Below are 19,665 nucleotides of genomic sequence, written 5' to 3' on the forward strand. Positions count from 1 at the left end.
TGAACCGCTTATTGTCTCGCAGAAGGATAGGCTTACCGCAATAAGCGGCGGCTACATAATGCCGAATTTCGCAAAGGCATCGGTGGTGCGCATACCTTGCCGTAACGCCTCCAATACCTTATTTTCGCCTTTGGCTTTCTCGAATGCGCCGTGGAACGCATCGTCCACTGCGGCGGCAGGCACCACCAGTACGCCGTCGCGGTCCCCGTAAATGACGTCGCCGGGCATCACTTTGATGCCGTCCAATTCTATCGGTACCCGCCAGTCCACCACTTTGCCGCGCGGCCCTTGATCCTGCGCATAACTGCCGAAAGACGCTACCGGAAACCGTAATTTCAGAATTTCGTTGGTATCGCGGTGAAAACCGTGAACGACCGCGCCCGCGGCGCCGCAGTAAAGGGCGCGGGTCGCCATTAATCCGCCAAATTGGGCATAGCGATGGGAACCGCCGGCGCAAATGTAAACCTCGTCCTTTTGCAGGTCGTCCAGGGCCTGGAACATCAGGCCGAATGGCTGGGCGCTCAGGGGATTATGACCCTCATATTGCGTATCGAAAAAATCCGCTTCCAGTACCGGCATGGCGCGACCGAGGATCACCGCGGCGGGATCGACGGGTTTCAAGTGCGGATGTAAATACTGGTGCTGCAAACCCATGGTATCCAGGATATCGCCCACCAACGCCACGAATAATTTTTCACGCGCCAGGGCAAACAGGGCGGCATCATCAGGCCAATGGTTTTTCATCGTTCTCTCCAGTCGATTCATCATCAAGTGCAAGGGTTGGAATGGTCGCCGTCATGGCGGCCTGGGCTGAGGGTAATACGCAGGCGCTACTCGGGGTGCGGTTCCCGGTCGATATGATCGCCGGAGTGACCTACCAGGAAGTCCAGATCGGCGCCGAGATGAGCCTGCTGCACGGTCGCGATATATAAACTGGCATAGCCGCGCGTGATGGCGGGCAGCGTCGGCGTCCAGCGCTGCCGGCGCCGGGCCAGCTCATCCTCGGACACGCGCAAATGCAGGATTTTTTCCCGGGCGTTCAGCTCGATAAAATCGCCGGTCTGCACCAGGGCCAGCGTGCCGCCAATCTCCGATTCCGGGCTGACGTGCAGGACAATAGTGCCGAAAGCGGTGCCGGACATGCGTCCGTCGGAGATGCGCACCATATCCCGCACACCTTCGAGCAAAAGTTTTTTCGGCAAGCCGAAATTGCCTACCTCGGGCATTCCCGGATAGCCGCGCGGGCCGGCGCCTTTCATCACCAGGATGTCGTCTTTTTCCACCGGCAGGGTCAAATCGTTAATCACCGCGTTATAGTGTTCGATATTCTCGAATACGAACGCCCGTCCGGTATGGCACAACAGATCAGGTGAAGCGGCGGAGGGCTTGATTATTGCGCCGTCGGGGGCGAGATTGCCGCGCAACACCACGGTGCCGGCGTCTTCTTGCACCGGAGCGGCGGCATCGGCGATCACCGCATTGTTATAACTGCGGCCGCCACGGTAGTTATCCGCCAGGCACAGGCCGTTGGCTTGTATCACCTCGCCGTGCAGCCGGTGCGCCAACTGGCCGATGACCGCCGGTACCCCGCCGGCGTAATAAAAATCTTCCATCAGGTAGTCGCCCGAGGGTTTCAGGTTAGCCAGCAGCGGCACGTGTTGGCTGAGGCGATCAAAGTCATCCAGCGTCAATTCCACCCCCAGCCGTCCGGCAATGGCCAGCAGGTGCAGGATAAAATTGGTCGAGCCGCCGATCGCCGCGTTGACCACGATGGCGTTTTCAAATGCTTGCCGCGTCAGGATCTGCGATAGCCGCTGGTCTTGCTTGACCATGGCCACCATGCGCCGGCCGGCGAGGCGCGACAGGCGCCGGCGGTTGGCATCCACCGCCGGAATGGCGGCGCCCCCCGGCAGCGTCAGGCCCAGGGCCTCCACCATGCAGGCGAGGGTGGAGGCGGTGCCCATGGTGTTGCAGGCGCCGGGGCTGCGGGACATGCTGTTTTCCGCCTGATTAAACTCTTCCTGGGTGATTTTTTGCGCGCGCAAATCTTCGCTGAATTTCCACAGATCGGTGCCGGAACCCAGATCTTTGCCATGGTGTTTGCCGTTAAGCATCGGGCCGCCGCTGACCACGATGGTGGGCAGATCGACGCTGGCGGCGCCCATCAGGCAGGCGGGCGTGGTTTTATCGCAATTGACCAGCAGCACCACCCCGTCTATGGGATTGGCGCGGATCGTTTCTTCCACGTCCATGCTGGCAAGATTGCGAAATAACATGGTGGTGGGCTTCATGAGCGCTTCGCCCAGGGACATCACCGGGAATTCGAACGCGATGCCGCCGGCTTCCAGCACGCCCTGTTTTACCTGGTCGGCCAGGTCGCGCAAATGCGCATTACATGGCGTGAGCTCCGACCACGTATTACAAATGCCGATAACCGGCCGGCCGTCAAACACATCGTTTGGCAAGCCTTGGTTTTTCAACCAGCTGCGGGCGATAAAACCGGATTTATCCGTTCGTCCAAACCATTCCTGGCTTCGTCTCTTGTTCGTCATCGTTTATGCACTCTGTTTCGCGCAATGGCGCCCGTGGTTATCCGCCTATCATGACTGGTCTTTATCACGTGCCGACCTGTTATCTTGGCTTCAATGTGTTGACATAATGACGGATTCTAGGAGGCTTGCCGATCAAGTCAACGTGGGGGCGGCATCACTCTTTTTTTCGGTTTTGCGATAAAAAAGGCATTTCAGTGCGAGGGCGCATCTCGGACTTTTATATATAAAAATCCGGTGATTGTCTGAGAGGCGTTGTGCGAATAAAGAGTATTTGATTCAGAGAGTTAATCGCGTAAAGATGCATAATGATTTTTATATATAAAAGTCAAAAAATTTTCTTCTTATATTGAATTTGCGACGGAAATCACGCTTATGTGATGAGTATGATACCTGATGTCTGGTCTCCACCCGCGATCAAAGTCCGCCTTATCCTCGCGTGCGCGCGGCGCAAATAACGGCAGTCCAGTGCGGCCAAAGCGCTAGCTTATGTAAGCCGATGCCGACTGGCGCCCGGCGGCTGGCCGATGACGCGCTTGAAAGCGCGACTGAATGCAGCTTGAGAGGTGTAGCCGAGACGCTGGGCGACGGCGTCGATGGATAATCTCTCGTGAAGCAGCCATTGACTGGCAAGACGCATCCGCAGCTCCGTGGCATAGCGCAGGGGCGGCACCCCGATGGTGGCATGAAAGCGTTGGGCGAAGACAGAACGGGAGACATGAGACTCCGCGGCCAATTCTGCAACTGTCCATGCGCGGCCAGGCTGGCGATGCAGCGCCAATATGGCGCGGGCCAGGCGCGGATCACGCAATGCCGCGACAAGACCAGAGGCGTTCTCACAACCGCATTCGATCCAGCCACGCACGATCATGGCTCCCGCCACCTCAGCGAGCCGGGCCAGAATGCCGCCGAAGCCGATGCGGCCTGCGCAGATTTCACGTTTCATTGCGTCAAGAATCGCCAGCAAACCAGGATAGCGCTGCTCTTGTGTGTCAGCCACCATGACGCTTGGCATCATTTTGCCGAGTCCCTGCATGGCGCCGAGATCGAACTCCATGCAGCCGTAAAAGAGAACCGCACTGGGCGTAGCATGCGTACTGGGGCATGTGTTCACCCCGCTCACGGCCTCGCCGAGGGGCGCCGCGTCGAACATGCCGATGTCCTGAAATGAAACTTCGGCCGCGGACAGCAGTTGATGAGCCTCGCCTTGAGGCATGAACACGGCGCTACCCGCAGACAATGCATGCAATGTACCATCATCGGTGCGCAGTACGGCATTGCCGACGGCCAGGAAATGGAAGTAAGCATGTCCCGGCCTGGCATCGAAACCCAGGCCAAAGGTGGGGCCGGTCTGGATGCGACGGTACTGAACACCCTGCAGGCGCATGCCGGTCAGCAGTTCGCTGATGAGATCTGACGATAGGGCAAATTGTTCTTGTTCAGTCATTTTCGGCGTTTCGAGCAAAACATCAAGACTTAGCATCATAGATCATCCTGTGTTGCGCCGCTAGACTTGCGGCTACAACCAATAGCCAGGGATGTTCGAGATGAGTAATGACGTTTTTGATGGCCGACCCACCGCCAACACAGGCAGTGCGGCCGGCGTAGCGCCTGCGGCACCCGCGTGGATGGCCGTGTTTTCATTGGCGATGGGTGTGTTCGGGTTGCTGACGGCGGAGTATCTACCCGCCAGCCTGTTGACGCCAATGGCAGCCGATCTCGGCGTGTCGGAGGCGCTTGCCGGCCAAGCGGTGACGGTAACCGCCGTCATCGCCCTGTTTGCCGGGCTGCTGGTGCCCGGTCTGACGCGTAGGTTTGACCGGCGCGTCGTCTTGTTGGCTTTTACCGTGCTGATGATCGCCTCCAACTTGCTTGTGGCGTTGTCCTCCAGCCTGACAGTGTTACTGGTGATGCGTATTTTGCTGGGCATCGCGTTGGGCGGTTTTTGGAGCATGGCGGCAGCCGTGGCTATGCGGCTGGTGCCTGCGAAATCAGTGCCGCGGGCGCTATCCATCATCTTCAGCGGCATTGCGATCGGGACGGTGGTTTCTGTGCCGTTGGGAAGCTACCTGGGGGGACTCTATGGCTGGCGCAGTGCATTTGTGGCGGCGGCGGGTGTTGGCGGGTTAACACTTGTCTTCCAATTGTTCACGCTGCCCCGCATGACTGCGCGCAAGATGGCGCGCACCGCATCGGTTCTGGAATTGCTCCGCCGCCCAGGCATTGGGATCGGGATGATGGGCTGCGTGCTGGCTCATACGGGCCAGTATGCCTTGTTCACCTATATCCGCCCCGCGCTGGAAAGCGTGGCCCCTATTGATGCTGACGGTTTGTCTCTGATGCTTCTGGGGTTTGGTGTCGCCAACTTCGTCGGCACGCTGCTGGCCGGCTGGCTGATGGAACGTAGCCTGCGCGCTACGTTGGTATTGATGCCTGTGCTGGTGGGCGTGGCGGCGTTCGGCATGATCTGGCTCCCCGTCCACGAAACAGGCCTGATGCTGTTGGTGGCTTTGTGGGGGCTGGCCTTCGGCGGCGTGCCGGTGGCATGGTCTAACTGGGTGGCGCGTGCCGTTCCCGATCAAGCGGAGACCGCGGGCGGCATGGTCGTCGCGGCGGTGCAATCGTCAATAGCCGCCGGCGCCGCAGTGGGCGGCATAGTGTTCGGTTTTAGCGGCGTCACCGGCGTCTTTATCGCCGCAGGCGCTGTGATGCTGCTCGCTGCGCTCGTGATTGCCCTGGGTGTTCGGGTGGCGTTGCCACAGCACGGTGCGACAGCCGGCCAAGTACCGCACGTTTGACCAACATAGTCCCATGGGCGGGTCAATGATGGTATCCCGGCGCTGATCGTCACCGGTTGCGGAACATATTTAACACCCACCACCGGGTGCTGGTAAACCGACGGCGCAAAAAGGCCCCGTGCTATCGCTATCGCTAGCGCGACCGGGGCCGATTCAACTTTAACTATAATCCTGGCAAATGTCACAGCCCCGGGGTCGTGGCGGGAGATGGGGTCGACCCGGTGCCTGAATTGGACGCACAGCCTGACAACCCGCCAGTTATCAACGGGACATGAAGCGGCTTCACTCACCTTTGATAGCACAGGTGTCATGGAAATTGCTTTTTTTGACACAGGCCCATCAAAAATGGCAATTGATTTGCTTCCCTTCTCAGTTAATATGAATGTTATCTATGCGTTATCTGTCTTCTATATATAAAGATGTAAATCAGGCCGGCTTGATACCTTGATCAAAATGTTTATCAAAAAAATTTATGTTATTCATGAACATTATCATTGTCTCCACTGGTATTAAGTTTATAACATGTCGCTCTTCGGGTGAACCAGAAAAATGAATTCTGTTAAATCATATTATCTTGTCAATTAGAGATGCCTACTGTTTAAAAAAATGTAACACCCTTCTAGGGCTTTACGGAGGACAAATGAGTGATTCCAATTCTCAAGACAACAATATAGGCCAAGAGTCCGCGACCACTTTTGACCCCGCAACTTTTGATGAATATGCTGAACTTTATGATTCTTTTTCTCTTCAACCCTATCGGACACAATTGGAAACACCCACCATAAAGTTTCATTTAGGAAAATTAAGCGGCAAGCGAATTATGGATTTCGGCTGTGGTCCGGGGTTTTATGCGCGGTGGCTGATAGATAATGGCGCTAAAGAGGTATTTGGCTATGATATATCGAAAGGTATGCTTGATCATGCCATTTATCAAGAAAAAAAGGATGCCAAGGGTATCACATTTCTTTCCCATCTTGATGAATCATTAAATAACACTTTTGATATTGTACTATCGATCTATGTCATACCTTATATCAACAGCCTGGAAGATTTATCAACTTTGTTCATGTCTTTTGCATCCCTGCTTAAGCCCGGCGGAAAACTAATAACTCTGCCACTTCACCCTGATTTCAATACGGATCCGTTGTATTACCTCCCATTCGGCTTCAGTTTGACTGAAACAGAAGCCAGGGCTGATGGAAGCAAAGTTGGGTTGCACCTTCATAAACCGCCTTATGATATCGACCTGCAAACTTACTATTGGTCAGCTCATACTCTTGAAAGTACCTTGGCCGCGGCTGGATTTAACAATATACTATGGCGTCCGCTAATATGGGCGGAAAATACCTCCGCCGAGGATACGGCTTTTTTGCAACCTTATCAGCAGCAACCCCATGCAGCGATAATAGAATGCACGCGTGGGTAGAGAGATATAGGGGATGACAGGAAATGAAGCTATGTAATATCAAATCCAGCAAAGTGATGCGCCGCCATGGAACAGCTAACTGACCGACGATGATTTTTATAACCGCCATGGCTGGTTGAGCAGTCTTGACCATGCCATGGGAGCGGCGGAAATTCTGGCGCTTCATGATTAAGAAACTTTACTGCCCGCCCGCCCATTCTGGGCAGGCGAACATCAGCGCGGTGATAATGCGACGGTCGAGTCGTTCAACGGCAGACTCCGGCTGGGGTGCCTGAATGAGAAATGGTTCATGTCCTTGGCCGATGCGCGGTGCAAGATTGAAGCCTGGCGCGTACACTATAATCGGTACCGTCCCCATTCTGCCCTGGGCGGGATGACCCCGCCCGAGTTTGTTGAAGATGCGGCAGTGGTGGTAATCACATCAAGTTGAAGATTAAAATGACTAATCTTTTTCACCGAAGCCACGGGCAAATTCCGTTTTAAGTTCCTCCAAAAACTCATGCTCATCCTGACCGTCGCACAGCAAATCAATCGTGGTATTTCCTTTCACGCCGGCGCCTAATATACTCATCATTCCTTTAATCGGGATTTCCTTCCCGTTGTTTATCAGGGTAAGTGATGAATGATATTTTTTTACTATCTTGGCTAAACAAGCCGCCGGGCGGGCATGTAATCCCGTACTGTTTATTACTTTGACGCTTCGCCTGATCATACTATCCTCAGATGGTTTCGGTGAACCTTAAGATGCTTTACGAATATAGCGGTGACCTTTATTCATCATCAGGATTTTGGCGTAGACATCCTCTTCAACCGCATATTTTGCGCGCGCCATTACGCGGGCCAGGTTAGCCTCATTGTTATTATCAACATAGGCTTTGCCCACGGATGTAATAAACGCTTTTCGCAGGTCGCTGGCGATATTCACTTTGACAACATTGTAATTGACGAAGCTGCGCAGGATATCCTCATGAATACCTGAACCGCCATGAATAACCAGCGGCACCGGGGACACCGCGGCAATACGCTGGAGCAACGGAATATCGATACGGGGAATATCGTCCAAACCATGGACATTGCCCACCGAGACCGCGAGCAGGTCGCAGCCGGTTTGCTCGACGAACGCCTTTACTTTTTCCGGTTCGGTTTTACAGTCGGCTTCGCTGACATGATCGTCTTCTTTACCCAGAATGGCGCCCAGTTCCGCTTCAACAGGCACACCGAATGATTTGCAGAAATCAACCGCTTCACGCGTAAACGCAATATTTTCATCAAATGAAAACGCTGCGCCATCAATCATCACCGAGCTGAACCCAGCGCGCACCGCCTGTTTCACATCATCCAGCGATTTACCATGATCGAGATGCAAACTTACCGGGACATCCATTTTATCGGCATGCCGCTTAACAATTTCATAAATATAATCATAACCTGACAATTGGGCATTGGTCGGCGCGATCTGAATAAAATTAGGTAATCCCGATCGTTCAATGGCATTCAGAATAGAAATTGTGGTTTCCAGGTTCGTGGTATTAAAAGCACCCGCCAGCACTTTCTTTTCGCGAATTCGGTCGAGCAGGATCTTTCCATTAACTAATGGCATAGTATTTTCCTCATTTAGTGTTGCTAACATAGAGATAAATTTTAATTTACTAACCCAATTCCTCTCCTGGCTCATAAAATAATGCACTATTCAAGGCATTATTTTATTCAAGTTATTTGCTTAGGTACTTCGCGCCACCTAGGCTTATTCAGCAATAACACCTTCCTGTTGAAGCTTGAAGCGATAAAACTCCTGCCAGCGTAATTGATAACCTTGCAGCGCCCGGTATCGCCGCATATTGGGAAGATAGCGCGCGGCGACGGTCACCTCCGGCGGCGCCAGCGTCGGACAGGCGGTGAGCAGCGCCCCTACCGAGACGGCTTCATCAAATGCAATGGCGTCCACCGGGCGCTGCAAAATATCAGCTTTTAATTGCAACCAGAGCGGATTGCCTGTGGCCGGTCCAATCACCTTCAGCGTTTGCCCCGCAGGGACACCAAAGCAGGCAAAGCAGTTGGCGAATTCCATCGCCAGCCCCAGCGAAATACCAGCGACCAGCGTATCGATGGACAGACTGTCGCCCAGGCCATACAGCAGTCCCCGGGTATGACGGTTCTTATGCGGGGACCCCGAGCCGCGCAAATGGGGGATAAATACCGGCACATCCTCTAGTGTCCACATCTCGTCCAGATAATGCCGGAAGCCGCGCTCCAGGGCAGCTTCGATTTCGCCGAAGGTAAAACGAAAGGTGTTGCTCAGCCATTCCAGGGCAAAACCGCCGACCGGCAAAGAGGCGAACAGGGTATAAAGATCCGGCAACGAATAACGGCCATTGGCCAGTTTGTCCCGGCTTGCCTGTACGCTCAAGGCGGGGCGGGAGTTGAGCAGCAAAATGCCCTCTGTCGTCCCCGTTGAGTTCAATATTTCCCCCGTCTTCATTTGCAGGGCCCGGGCGCCCACCATGTGGTCGTGTCCGGCTAGCGTGACGCTGACGTGTTCGCAGAAACCCAGATCGCGGCCCAGTTCGGGAGCGACCCAGCCCGCAACTTCCCCCGGCGTCAGCAGCGGCGCAAAGGCGGCAAACGGCAGTTGCATAATATCGGCTGCTTCCCGCGACCAGGCGCCGTGGCTGACATCGAGGCAAAGTGTGCGGCTGGCGAGCGTGATCTCGGTGCGTCGTTGTCCGGTTAGCCGCCACAGCAGTAACTCGGGGGCATGCAGCCAGCAGATGTCTTCCCGTCCGTGTAAATGATAGCGATCCAGCAACCAGCGCATTTTGAAAGCGGAGTAGTTACTGTGCGGAGGTAACCCGGTGATGGCATACAGCCTTGCGCTTTCCACCTCGCTCAGCGCCGCCAGATATTCTTCGCCGCGGCGATCATACCAAGCCAGCATCGGCGTCAGGATTTCTCCCTTATCATCAATGAACACACCGGATTCGCCAAAGCTGGCAATGCTGATGCGTCCCACCGGCAGCGATGATTCCGCCGCCAGGCCGGACATTGCCGCCTTAATCTCCAGCCACAGCTGGTCGACGTCAAAATCAACCGCGCCCTGCGTCGATATCAGTTTGGGAGTAACAAATTTTCTGGCCCCCAGCCGCGTGGCATCCTGGCAGGAAAAACAGGTGACTTTACAATTGGTGGTACCGATATCAATGACGATAGCCGCGCTGGAATCAGGCATATACGGTTCTCCGCGTCATTCGGAACACCCCATATAGCACCAGGCCGATTACCGGCACCAAACCGATAGCGATAATGTTGCCGTTAAAGATTTCAAGCAGCCAGAAGCGGAATGGGTTGCCGCCATCCAGGAAACTGGAAACCTGCCCGCTAGAGCCATCAGCAAATTTAAAGTTGACGTCTTTCGCCATAGTGGTGATAAACGGCGCGATTTTGGTGGCAATCCACAGGTCCGCGGCAATGACCGGAATCGCCCCCAGCAGGGTGCGGAAAATGTTGCCGCGGCAGGCCAGCGCAATCATTGACGCCATCACCGCCAGATTCGCCAAATCCCCGAGCGGCAGCACTTTATTTCCCGGCAGAACAAAAGCGATGAAAACCGAAATGGGCGTCAGCAACAGCGCCGTTGAGATAATTGCCGGGTTACCTACCGCCACCGCGATATCCAGCCCGATGTATAAATCATCGCGTCCCGGATATTTGGCGTTGAGGTATTTTTTGATGGCCTCTGACAGCGGCAACAGGCCTTCCATCAGGATGCGGACCATACGCGGCAGAATAAACATTACCCCGCCGATACTGATACCCAATAACAGGATATGTTTGAAATCATAACCGGCGATAACGCCCAGCAGCACGCCAAGGATGGTGCCCACCATCATCGGTTCACCGAAAATGCCGAGCTTCTTCTGCACAGTTTCCGGATCGATATGAATACGGTTAAGCCCCGGGATTTTTTCGATGATTTTGTCCACCAACAGCCCTATTGGGAAGAACACCACCGCGGATAGCGTCGGTAATGAAATACCCTCCAGACCGAAATACTTCTGCACCATCGGCGCAGACCAGTCCGCCAGTTTGAGTACCACCACCGCGGCGATGCCGGCGGCCAGCAGACCAAACACGAAACTGCCCGTACTGTAATAAACCAGGGTACCGGCCAAGGCGAAGTGCCAGTAATTCCACATATCCACATCGACGGTACGCGTCTTGTTAAGCGCCAGCATCGCCACGTTAATCAGGATGGTCAGCGGGATCACGAAAGGCGCGATCGGCGATCCCCAGGTAATGGCGGACAGCGGCGGCCAGCCAAGATCCACTACCGGCAGGTTGATACCGGTACGTTCCACCATGGCCTGGGCCGCGGGTCCCACGTTGCTGGTCAAAATATCAAAAATGGCATAGATTCCCACGAAGCCGATACCGACAGTGAGGGATGAACGCAGCGCTTTGGCCGGTCTTACTTTAAAGAACAAAGCAAGAATAAATAATACCAGCGGCAATAATACCGTCGGGCCAAAACCCAGGATATATTGCACGACCGTATATAGGGTATGGGCTATTTCATTCATGGCAAACCCCTGTTGCAGACGTAACGGGACCTCGCGTTAGCGCCTTTATAAATTAATCGGAATAGTTTAAATTAATTATTTTTGGTCTTTCAGGATCGATGCTATTTTCTCCAGCACCTTATCCTCGCCTATGCCCGTAATTATAGGTAGGCCATTAACTACCGGAATATCCAGTTCATAAGGCACTTTGGTGGTGGATACCACTAAAGTCGCTCCGTCGGTATTGCTCGGCAGGGACGCGACATTAGTTTGTGAATAATTGACATCCAGTCCTTGTTCCTTACAATACTCCATTACCTTTTCGGCCACCGCGGTGGAGGTCGCGATGCCGGTGGCGCATACAAATAAAATAGTCTGGCTCATATTTCACCTCGTTCATTGAGTTTATCTAAAATAGCCTGGTGAATTTGTTCATTACTCATGGCGAATAATTTCTGCATAAACCCGTCATCCTGAATCAGATCCATTATCCAGCCCAGCACATTGAGTTGCTTGTTGCTTTCACTCAGCGCCAGTAAGAAAACCACGCGCACCGGCACCGGGTCTGGCTCACCGCCCATATCCGCGAACGCCACCGGCTCCGGCAGGATACCAATGGCGAAGGCGTTGCGGCGCACATAACGATGATCGGTATGCGGTATTGCTACGCCAACCGGATCTGTAGGCAGGCCGGTAGGGAATTTCTTTTCACGCGCCAGGACATGGTCGGCAAAATCCCCGACCACCTGTCCATCGGCAATCAGCGGTTGCGCCAGTCGGCGGATGAGCGCATCAACACTCATTCCCGCAGGGATGCGTTGAACGTACTCGGATTTGAATTCAATGCCCTGCATAAATTCCTCATTAATCACGTTACTCGACAATGGCTTGGATTGATGACGATTGGATAATTATCAAAACCGCCTCAACTCACCTCCCGGCGCTGCAGGATGGTGCCCAGGTAGTATTTATTACCTTTCAGCCAGACATTGCCGAACTCTACGGGCAAAGTCCGGGAGAAAAAAACCAGCTGTTCCAGGTGTAATACCGGCGCTTCTTCGCTGATATCCAGGAAATGACCACGCTCATTACCAATCAACCGGGCGGCGTAACGGCTTTCTGAGTAGCGGATTTTTTGCTGAGAAAGGCGCTCGATCGTTGGAAACAAATTTTCCTTGTTAAAATCCACTTCGGTAATGCCCGGACAAAGCTCAATATTAATACGGTTCTCAATCAGCATGGCCTTTTCATCGCCAATAGAACGCAGACGTTCAAGGTATAAAATGTCCTGCCCCGGTTTTATTTGCAGCTTCTCAGCAACAAAACGATTTGCTGATTCAATTCGTGAAGTTACCACACAGGTGCTGAAGCTGATTTTTTGACTTTCCAGCGATTCGGCAAACGACAATAATCCTTCACCCAGCGGGTAGGCGATGTTCTCCTTTTTGACAAAAGTGCCTTTTCCCTGGACCTGAACCAGCGTCCCGGCTTTCACCAACTGGGCGACCGCCTTCTTTACGGTGCCCCGGCTGACTTCCAGCATGTCCATAATCTGGAATTCAGAGGGAATACGGTCGTCCTCGACCAACTCTCCGGTGTAGATACTTTCTCTTATCCACTCCGCCACCTGCTGGTAAAGTGGGATCTGGGAATTTTTACTTAAAGCTTTCATGGCGCGCACCTGAACATCCTGAGTTGTCTATAGACAATTATGTACAACTTCACGACTATAATATGAAAAACGGCGAATGATGTGATGGAGAGGGGTCACATTTTCAGGGACCGGATCAGGATCGAAAAAAGGTGATATAAGTCACATTTATTCAGAAAGGCAGCTGTCAGAAAAATACTCGGATCAGCATCCCCAATAACGCATGAATGATAGTGTCGCGCGCATTGCGCTGAAATAAATACGGCCGGGGGAGGCCTGGGCGCCTCCCGCGTATTTGTTCATGGGCTCGGACAGCGGTGGCGACCGGGCGGCGCTGATGTACACGCCGATAGGGCGTTGCAAACCCCTTTTTATCAGCCACGCCATCGCGGCGAACCAAGGCGACGACATTCCATTTAGTTTTTCGCTCCTGGCAGATCGCCATGCTCCCCCAATTGTTGCACGTCAACAAATACGCCGTCAGGGTCGTATTCAAGCCTGAGCCTTTGCAATCGTTCCCAATTTTCAGCGGCGAAGCACCTGCTGGTCTCGGCCGCCCTTGTCTCAAGATCGTACTCGTTGATATAACTGCTACGGGCAATCTCCTGAAGCTCGTCATACATCTGTTTTAACCAATATCGATTGATATTGTCATCTTTTGCATCGTTCCATTGGGCGTATGTGGATACAAAAAACTTGCCCTGTGCCGAAAATGCGGCTTGCGGATAGGTGGTCACACCCCGCCAGAGAATCGCTGTAAGGGTACTCCGAGAAGGCGCGCCTGATAAATACCGGGATAGAATGGAAACCAATTCCTGCGTGTTATCTGTAAGGATATTGTCGGCACAAAACCTTTTTGATAACACCATGCCGTTGAACTGCTCGTAAATGGCCTCGAAGTTTGAGGGCTGGTCGATGGCCAAGGCTGTGAGCGGCAGTTCCAGGCTGGCTTCAAAAGATTCGCGTAGCGCCTGCGCTTCTTGCGGGCTAGCGGCGAACGCCAAGATATTTAACTGCACTGCCGGTATGCCACCCGTCGTCGTGGGGCTGACAGACAGCGTCACCTGAAGATTTGCAGGGGGAGATGCGACGTCAAGTCCCGCCAATAAATCGTGCAAATGCGTGAAAGGTAGCGTGTATAAGCTGTTGGTTATTGCCCGAGGCAACGAGTAGCAACTGAGGTAAAAGCGGGTCACGACAAAAAACGAACAGGGCCCGGCGCCACGAGCGGCCCAGAACAAGTCTGGCTCCTGGGTTTCGGAAACATGTCGTAGACGACCGTCCGCGGTGACAATGTCCAGGGCTTGTACGTTGAACACGCTCATTCCTCCCCATTGGCTGCAGTTGATCCCAAGCCCTCCACCCAACAGGAATCCGCTGATACCCACTTCTTTTACATGCCCTGTGGGAAAAGCCAAACCTTTAGCCGCCAGTGCATGACTCAATTGGCCGCTACTGACCCCAGGTTCAACGATGGCGCGCTTGCGCCGGCTATCGATATCAAGTCCCTTCAAGCCGGAAACGTCCAACATCAGCGAATCAAAGCGAAGAAAACAACCGGCGTAGTTATGCCCATTTCCACGCACGCTCACTTCCATGCCTCGCTCCTTGGCAAATGCAATCGCGCGAATCACATCGGCCTCAGTCGCGGCGCGTACTATTCCGGCAGGTCTACGCGTTGGGCCTCGACCGTTCCAGGTACTGGTGAGGTACCACTCATCAAAGGCGGGATGCGAAGCAAGACGAACCTCGCCATCCAGTTGCGATGCCAGCTTCAGTCGAGACACAGAAGTCTGCGTAGCGGCGGGTATCCCCAAGTCCTGGCTGACGATGGAATACAGCCGTTTCGGTTTCAATCCTAAGCGAGTCTTGATGCGGGCATTCAAGCGGCCGCCCTCGATAAGATTAATTCCGCTTTCGAATGCATAGCGGTACAAGGCAGCGAAGGCCAGGGTATAAGGGCTGAATTCGGATTGCTCGTAATCCATGCCGGCCGACCAGGCATGGAGAGTTCCGTCTTCCTCGAAGCAGATAATGCCGCTGACAATTTGCCCGTTCTGTTCTACGACGCTAAGGCGAACCAGATCGCCGCAAAGACGGCAAAAAACAGCCAATTGTGCTTCTGGCCAATAATGCGGCGTCCCCAGCCGTTTGGTTGTCAAATAACACAACCGGGCCAGTTTCTCAATTTCATTATCAAAGGGAGGAGCCAGTATTCGAACTCGCGCACCGCCGCGTTTAAAGATACGAAGCTGGCGTACCATTTCATGACGCCCGTCCTTTGGCAAAGCCTGCACAAAACTGTCAAAATCCGCAAAAGCATCCAGTTCGAGTGTATATTTATCCACCATGTAATTTATATTCAGCCCATAACGTTGAGCTTCACGCAGAAGCACGCCATCCTGCACATTGAGAAAACAGAAATAGCGCGCCTTCTCAGCCAGTGCGATACTCGTAAGAGCATCGAATATTAGGGCATACAGACTAGGGGCATCGCCCAACATCGGGATTGTGGTGTCCGTACAATGCATGATATGACTGAACAGTCCGCGCTCTTCAGGTATTATCGAGAGCTTAGCGGAGGAAACTAATAACCCTAACGGATCAACAGACTTAAAGTCTTGCAGATAAATCGGGACCAGCGCAACCAGCCGCCTTTCCTCCCGCGCCAGCACATAGAAGATTTTACTGACATTTAACAAGGGTGACTGCTCAGCCGCGATAAGAAATCGCAGATCGTAAAACATGGGCGCCTTGCTTTGAAGAAAAAACGCGCGATACTCAGCCGGATCCAGGTCTTTAACGGTATTGATAATATCAAGGGTAATGGTCATCGCAACCTCCGTTGGCTTATCGGACTGGCAAATAATTTTTCTGACAAACAGAGCCGTAACGACTCTGTCCTTAAGTAGACCAATTCAAAATAACCTTGCCGGCTGTCCCTGCTTGCATCGCCTGGAAACCTGCGTGGAAGTCATCGACAGGCAAGCGGTGAGTGATGATATCCCTAACGTTCAAACCGCTTTGTAGCATGTTGAGGGTCTTGCGCCAGGTCTCGAACATTTCTCGCCCATAAACCCCTTTGATACGCAGGCTCTTGCAAACTACTGTATTCCAATCCAATGTCACTTTACGCGTAGGCAATCCCAGACAGGCTATCTGGCCACCGGAAGTCATGGCACCGATTAAGGATTCCAGCGCTTCATTACTACCACTCATTTCAAAACCGATAGGGAATCCATCAGACAAACCGTAACGCTGAGCAACTTCTGTTAACGACGTGTTGTCCGGATCCAGGGTAATCGCGTCGACTATCCGGTTCGCAAGCGCTAGGCGCTCGGCATTGATATCGGCGATGAATATACGATGCGCGCCGACAAATCGCGCAACCGCGGCCGCCATTATCCCAATAGGCCCCGCACCCATGATCAATACATCGTTGCCCACCAAATCAAATGACAGAGCGACATGAACCGCATTACCAAGCGGGTCGAGAATAGCCCCCAGTTCATCGTCAATCTCATCGGGGAGAGCAATAACATTGAATGCAGGCAGCGCCAGATAATCCGCAAAGGCACCGGGGTGGTTTACTCCTACTGACAAGCTATGAGGATCCAGATGAAAATTTCCTGCCCTGGCTGCGGTGCAACCGAGATCGACAAGATGTCCCTCACCGCTGACGCGCTGGCCAATGCTTATTTGCGTGACATTACGGCCTACTTCTACAACTTCTCCGGCATATTCATGGCCTGTTACCAGAGGAACGGGTACCGTTTTTTGGGCCCATTCGTCCCAGTTCCATATATGCAGATCCGTTCCGCAAATACCGGTCTTGCGGATCTTGATCAGCACCTCATCATCGCGAACTTGTGGGATCGGTACGTCCTGTAACCAGAGCCCAGCGCGAGGATTTGCTTTAACTAACGCTCGCATATACTGTCTCCTACAGTCATTGTGATACAAGGGACATATTTTTTTGAAACTACCGCTGTCGAATATCGCAACATTATGTTGCTTTAAATAGGCTGGTGGATTTTGTGATGCAATGGATATGTTTTGTAGCAAATATATGTCATGTGGTTCTTGATCAGCATCGCCAATTCTAAAAACTAGAACGTCATTTTCTATTATCAACTTCTTCCTCTTGCCTTGCGCTGTAATGGGTCCTTTCCATTTATCTCAGTATATAATACTAATTATGTATATTTACAGGTGGTTTCTTCATGGTAGAGCTCAATAGGAAGATTAGTTTAATCCATTGAAATATATTGCTATATAAAATTGATTTAGCCCTCAAGGCATGAAAATCCATATCTCCGACGGCGCGTTTGATAACTAAATAATTTTTTGACACCAATACGCTGCATTGTCAGGGATGAAATTAGCGATTTATAGATTTCTTTTTATGAAATCACCGAATTTCTTATATAAATCAGTTGAAAAATACTGTGTTAGGCGCATGGAGTGGGGGAAGTATTTTGCGGTTGGTCCCACTGCGGTAATTTTTATCCATAACATTGCCAGATATGAACCTAACAATAAAAATTACTGAATGTCATACCCTGCTGTTCACAATAAGGCTGTTTAGTTAATCCGCGGTGTTGCCAAGCATCAATATGCTGCTGCTGTTCAGTCCGGGTGTGCCGCTTTATCATGATTGAATTCACGCTGGTAAATGAGTGAAATGAATATTTCATAGCGACTATCTATCAGCGAGGCGATATGCCCGATCCCTTACGCGAAATCGCTACTAAATCAAAAACAAAAAGCCCGCGTCAGGTCATCCCTGACGCGGGCTTTTCTAAAATCTTGGCTCCTCTGACTAGGATCGCCGTTGTCAGTAAGTGGCTAATAAATAATATAAAGCAGGACACTGCTCTTATCAAGACCCCCAAAGTGACCACCACGTAGCGAAGATTGGAATAGGGTATGTGAAAGCACATAATCGTTCCCATAAAGACAGATCAAGGCAGTAAACATGACCGCTTCCGGTGGAACGCGCCATTTACAAGCTAGGCAGCGGCATGATGTTGCGCAACCCACTTAAATCAGTGGAAGATGCATGCTTCCCCAGGTGGATGCCTGAGGAAATTGTATTATAATGGGATATATTCTGGCTGAGATTAATTCAGTTGAGGGTCCAGAATATCAATAACTTTTGCCAAAACCTCGTCAACGATACTAGATTCGGCCGTTGCAGCATATTTTGCCTGACGCTCAATCAGGTCTAAGGATCGAACCTGATAACATAGCGCTACACCGGTAATCTTGCCGGTATCGGTACTTGCACCATCAAAATAAACGGTAACCGCTTCTGATCGAGCCAACCCGCCACCACCGGTGATAGGTACACAAATAGCCGTACCCAACTTTTTGTTAAGCGCCTGCTCAGTGATAATCAGGTAAAAATGCGGGCCTTTAAACTCTCTTCCGCTGACCGGATCGCCGCTCGCATGCCAAATTTCACCCTTCGCCGGGGCGCTTCTTCTGCGAACCATTAAATCACCTCTTTACCGACCGGATGAGAATTCAGCTCGTCATAAGATGCTTCGTTGAACGCACGTACTTCTTCCTCATCAATGCCCTGCAACAACGTTGCGAGCGATTTGCGACCGCGCGCTACCCTGCCTGCCGGTTTAATGCTGATCGTGTCCCCGGAAGCTTTTACATCGAGTTTTATACCTACTTGCCATCCCATATCAGTGGCGATATCGCTAGGGATTGTAAGAACCACGGCGCCCCCCTGCTGGCGTAAACGAGTAAGTGACATAGTTTTCTCCTAAGCTATCAGTGTAACTTTATCTCATATGCACTCTAGCATAAAATCTCATAAAGTCACACATTTCATCATCGGAAATTAGCTGATGATTAGGCTGATAATTTCCGGGTCCGCTGATTCGCATTCGAGCAAAAATGCTTTACGGGCATCGGCTGTATGGCTGGGGATAAAACCGTGTTTGTTCTTTTTTACGATATGAAAGAAAGAGCGTTCAGCGGGATGACCTTGACTTCCTCCGCCGTTTCCCGTCGTTTTACCGTACATACATAAAACGACTTCACAGGCATCAGCGGCCATCACAGAAGATGACATTTCCGACAGGCGATATAGCGGCAAGTGCCCGGCGTATTTCGCCGTCATCACGCGCGCCAGCAGGCCCGGTCCGGCGATGCCGCGCTCGATGGGACGCGACGGCGCCGGCGCCTGGACGATGACATCGCAGCGGGCGCAGGCTTTCTTTTTACGCCGGGTTTTTATCACCTTGAAGGCGCTTTTGGCTTGCGTCAGGAAGACTTTACCCTCCTTGACCTGCGGCCAGACCAAGCGGCCGCGCTCAAGGCGTTTTGCCTGCAGGCACAGGCCGTCACCGGTTGACCACAGGACCTTTATCAGGTTGCCTCGTTTCCCCCGGAAGACAAAGACATGGCCGGACAATGGATCTTCCCGGAGGGCGGACACGACTTGGCCGGCCAGGCCCTGAAAGCCCTTTCGCATGTCAGTCTGGCCGGCGACCAGCCAGATACGGGTGCCCGCCGGTAAGCCGATCATGATTGCGGGCCTTGCATGAACTCACGAACCAGGACGGTCAGCAACTCGGCCGAAGGTGACGTCAACATCATCCGTCCCCGGGGAAATGTGATTTCACAGGAACAGGGGTGCTCCAGCGGAGATCTCTGCGGGGCAGCA

18 protein-coding genes and 3 pseudogenes are annotated in these 19,665 nt (G+C 52.6%); 3 read left to right on the forward strand and 18 right to left on the reverse strand.

What is annotated here, in order from left to right:
* Window positions 1–51: 51 nt before the first annotated feature.
* The 3 genes from ACL2XQ_RS12470 to ACL2XQ_RS12480 form a co-directional block, all read right to left on the reverse strand.
* Window positions 52–744, reverse strand: coding sequence for an RraA family protein (locus ACL2XQ_RS12470; RefSeq protein ID WP_413740430.1), 693 nt, complete (start codon window positions 742–744; stop codon window positions 52–54).
* An 86-nt stretch (window positions 745–830) separates the two neighbouring features.
* A complete protein-coding gene (locus tag ACL2XQ_RS12475; RefSeq protein WP_413730358.1) occupies window positions 831–2,552 on the reverse strand; it encodes an IlvD/Edd family dehydratase in 1,722 nt (573 codons plus the stop codon).
* A 484-nt stretch (window positions 2,553–3,036) separates the two neighbouring features.
* Window positions 3,037–4,035 carry an AraC family transcriptional regulator gene (locus tag ACL2XQ_RS12480; RefSeq protein ID WP_413732698.1) on the reverse strand — a complete coding sequence of 333 codons (999 nt, stop codon included), beginning with the start codon at window positions 4,033–4,035 and terminating at the stop codon, window positions 3,037–3,039.
* A gap of 142 nt (window positions 4,036–4,177) precedes the next feature.
* On the opposite strand from ACL2XQ_RS12480, the gene ACL2XQ_RS12485 reads away from it, so the two are divergent.
* The 3 genes and pseudogenes from ACL2XQ_RS12485 to ACL2XQ_RS12495 form a co-directional block, all read left to right on the forward strand.
* Window positions 4,178–5,347 (forward strand): MFS transporter, encoded by a 1,170-nt coding sequence (locus tag ACL2XQ_RS12485; RefSeq protein ID WP_413731064.1) that lies wholly within the window; start codon window positions 4,178–4,180, stop codon window positions 5,345–5,347.
* Window positions 5,348–5,987: 640 nt separating this feature from the next.
* Window positions 5,988–6,773: a class I SAM-dependent methyltransferase gene (locus ACL2XQ_RS12490; RefSeq protein WP_413728227.1), complete on the forward strand. Its 786-nt coding sequence runs from the start codon at window positions 5,988–5,990 to the stop codon at window positions 6,771–6,773.
* 223 nt (window positions 6,774–6,996) lie between these two features.
* A pseudogene (locus ACL2XQ_RS12495) lies at window positions 6,997–7,203 on the forward strand (integrase core domain-containing protein); the annotation flags it as partial.
* Window positions 7,204–7,215: 12 nt separating this feature from the next.
* Here the strand turns inward: ACL2XQ_RS12495 and ACL2XQ_RS12500 are convergent.
* The 15 genes and pseudogenes from ACL2XQ_RS12500 to tnpB all read right to left on the reverse strand — a co-directional run.
* Window positions 7,216–7,485 (reverse strand): HPr family phosphocarrier protein, encoded by a 270-nt coding sequence (locus tag ACL2XQ_RS12500; protein WP_413740431.1) that lies wholly within the window; start codon window positions 7,483–7,485, stop codon window positions 7,216–7,218.
* Window positions 7,486–7,512: 27 nt separating this feature from the next.
* Window positions 7,513–8,373, reverse strand: a complete 861-nt coding sequence (locus ACL2XQ_RS12505) for a class II aldolase (RefSeq protein ID WP_413740432.1) — start codon at window positions 8,371–8,373, stop codon at window positions 7,513–7,515.
* 144 nt (window positions 8,374–8,517) lie between these two features.
* Window positions 8,518–9,999 carry an FGGY-family carbohydrate kinase gene (locus tag ACL2XQ_RS12510; protein ID WP_413740433.1) on the reverse strand — a complete coding sequence of 494 codons (1,482 nt, stop codon included), beginning with the start codon at window positions 9,997–9,999 and terminating at the stop codon, window positions 8,518–8,520.
* Window positions 9,992–11,350 carry a PTS galactitol transporter subunit IIC gene (locus ACL2XQ_RS12515; protein ID WP_413722957.1) on the reverse strand — a complete coding sequence of 453 codons (1,359 nt, stop codon included), beginning with the start codon at window positions 11,348–11,350 and terminating at the stop codon, window positions 9,992–9,994. The genes ACL2XQ_RS12510 and ACL2XQ_RS12515 overlap by 8 nt, the downstream gene beginning before the upstream one ends.
* 75 nt (window positions 11,351–11,425) lie before the next feature.
* On the reverse strand, window positions 11,426–11,713 hold the full coding sequence (locus tag ACL2XQ_RS12520) for a PTS sugar transporter subunit IIB (protein ID WP_410014826.1): 288 nt from the start codon (window positions 11,711–11,713) through the stop codon (window positions 11,426–11,428).
* On the reverse strand, window positions 11,710–12,183 hold the full coding sequence (locus ACL2XQ_RS12525; protein WP_410014827.1) for a PTS sugar transporter subunit IIA: 474 nt from the start codon (window positions 12,181–12,183) through the stop codon (window positions 11,710–11,712). Before ACL2XQ_RS12525 ends, ACL2XQ_RS12520 begins: the two co-directional genes overlap by 4 nt.
* A 71-nt stretch (window positions 12,184–12,254) precedes the next feature.
* On the reverse strand, window positions 12,255–13,001 hold the full coding sequence (locus ACL2XQ_RS12530; RefSeq protein ID WP_410014828.1) for a GntR family transcriptional regulator: 747 nt from the start codon (window positions 12,999–13,001) through the stop codon (window positions 12,255–12,257).
* Window positions 13,002–13,396: 395 nt separating this feature from the next.
* Complete coding sequence (locus ACL2XQ_RS12535; RefSeq protein ID WP_413740434.1) at window positions 13,397–15,814, reverse strand: GNAT family N-acetyltransferase; 2,418 nt, start codon at window positions 15,812–15,814, stop codon at window positions 13,397–13,399.
* A gap of 70 nt (window positions 15,815–15,884) precedes the next feature.
* Entirely contained in the window at window positions 15,885–16,913 is a 1,029-nt protein-coding gene (gene tdh, locus ACL2XQ_RS12540) for an L-threonine 3-dehydrogenase (protein ID WP_413740435.1), read from the reverse strand.
* Between the two features lie 599 nt (window positions 16,914–17,512).
* Window positions 17,513–17,677, reverse strand: a complete 165-nt coding sequence (gene tnpA, locus ACL2XQ_RS12545) for an IS66 family insertion sequence element accessory protein TnpA (RefSeq protein WP_410014831.1) — start codon at window positions 17,675–17,677, stop codon at window positions 17,513–17,515.
* Between the two features lie 426 nt (window positions 17,678–18,103).
* A complete protein-coding gene (locus ACL2XQ_RS12550; protein ID WP_413722955.1) occupies window positions 18,104–18,478 on the reverse strand; it encodes a type II toxin-antitoxin system PemK/MazF family toxin in 375 nt (124 codons plus the stop codon).
* The gene (locus ACL2XQ_RS12555; RefSeq protein WP_410014833.1) at window positions 18,478–18,750 is read right to left on the reverse strand and encodes an antitoxin; all 273 of its coding nucleotides are present in this window, start codon (window positions 18,748–18,750) and stop codon (window positions 18,478–18,480) included. The genes ACL2XQ_RS12550 and ACL2XQ_RS12555 overlap by 1 nt, the downstream gene beginning before the upstream one ends.
* 87 nt (window positions 18,751–18,837) lie before the next feature.
* Window positions 18,838–19,071, reverse strand: coding sequence for a TrbM/KikA/MpfK family conjugal transfer protein (locus ACL2XQ_RS12560; protein WP_410016809.1), 234 nt, complete (start codon window positions 19,069–19,071; stop codon window positions 18,838–18,840).
* A pseudogene (locus ACL2XQ_RS12565) lies at window positions 19,069–19,251 on the reverse strand (IS66 family transposase); the annotation flags it as partial. The gene ACL2XQ_RS12560 and the pseudogene ACL2XQ_RS12565, both read right to left, overlap by 3 nt.
* Window positions 19,252–19,527: pseudogene (gene tnpB / locus ACL2XQ_RS12570) on the reverse strand (IS66 family insertion sequence element accessory protein TnpB); the annotation flags it as partial.
* Window positions 19,528–19,665 lie beyond the last annotated feature (138 nt).

The organism is Sodalis sp. RH14 (genome assembly GCF_047324285.1).
GTDB lineage: Bacteria > Pseudomonadota > Gammaproteobacteria > Enterobacterales > Enterobacteriaceae > Acerihabitans.

Excerpts from the sequence above, each read along its gene's own strand:
- ACL2XQ_RS12480 (WP_413732698.1), bottom strand. The coding sequence starts at position 4,035 with ATGATGCTAAGTCTTGATGTTTTGCTCGAAACGCCGAAAATGACTGAA.
- ACL2XQ_RS12530 (WP_410014828.1), bottom strand. The coding sequence starts at position 13,001 with ATGAAAGCTTTAAGTAAAAATTCCCAGATCCCACTTTACCAGCAGGTG.
- ACL2XQ_RS12500 (WP_413740431.1), bottom strand. The coding sequence starts at position 7,485 with ATGATCAGGCGAAGCGTCAAAGTAATAAACAGTACGGGATTACATGCC.
- ACL2XQ_RS12535 (WP_413740434.1), bottom strand. The coding sequence starts at position 15,814 with ATGACCATTACCCTTGATATTATCAATACCGTTAAAGACCTGGATCCG.
- ACL2XQ_RS12555 (WP_410014833.1), bottom strand. The coding sequence starts at position 18,750 with ATGTCACTTACTCGTTTACGCCAGCAGGGGGGCGCCGTGGTTCTTACA.
- tdh (WP_413740435.1), bottom strand. The coding sequence starts at position 16,913 with ATGCGAGCGTTAGTTAAAGCAAATCCTCGCGCTGGGCTCTGGTTACAG.
- ACL2XQ_RS12550 (WP_413722955.1), bottom strand. The coding sequence starts at position 18,478 with ATGGTTCGCAGAAGAAGCGCCCCGGCGAAGGGTGAAATTTGGCATGCG.
- ACL2XQ_RS12475 (WP_413730358.1), bottom strand. The coding sequence starts at position 2,552 with ATGACGAACAAGAGACGAAGCCAGGAATGGTTTGGACGAACGGATAAA.
- tnpA (WP_410014831.1), bottom strand. The coding sequence starts at position 17,677 with ATGAAATATTCATTTCACTCATTTACCAGCGTGAATTCAATCATGATA.
- ACL2XQ_RS12485 (WP_413731064.1), top strand. The coding sequence starts at position 4,178 with ATGGCCGTGTTTTCATTGGCGATGGGTGTGTTCGGGTTGCTGACGGCG.
- ACL2XQ_RS12505 (WP_413740432.1), bottom strand. The coding sequence starts at position 8,373 with ATGCCATTAGTTAATGGAAAGATCCTGCTCGACCGAATTCGCGAAAAG.
- ACL2XQ_RS12510 (WP_413740433.1), bottom strand. The coding sequence starts at position 9,999 with ATGCCTGATTCCAGCGCGGCTATCGTCATTGATATCGGTACCACCAAT.
- ACL2XQ_RS12470 (WP_413740430.1), bottom strand. The coding sequence starts at position 744 with ATGAAAAACCATTGGCCTGATGATGCCGCCCTGTTTGCCCTGGCGCGT.
- ACL2XQ_RS12560 (WP_410016809.1), bottom strand. The coding sequence starts at position 19,071 with ATGTCATCTTCTGTGATGGCCGCTGATGCCTGTGAAGTCGTTTTATGT.
- ACL2XQ_RS12525 (WP_410014827.1), bottom strand. The coding sequence starts at position 12,183 with ATGCAGGGCATTGAATTCAAATCCGAGTACGTTCAACGCATCCCTGCG.
- ACL2XQ_RS12520 (WP_410014826.1), bottom strand. The coding sequence starts at position 11,713 with ATGAGCCAGACTATTTTATTTGTATGCGCCACCGGCATCGCGACCTCC.
- ACL2XQ_RS12515 (WP_413722957.1), bottom strand. The coding sequence starts at position 11,350 with ATGAATGAAATAGCCCATACCCTATATACGGTCGTGCAATATATCCTG.
- ACL2XQ_RS12490 (WP_413728227.1), top strand. The coding sequence starts at position 5,988 with ATGAGTGATTCCAATTCTCAAGACAACAATATAGGCCAAGAGTCCGCG.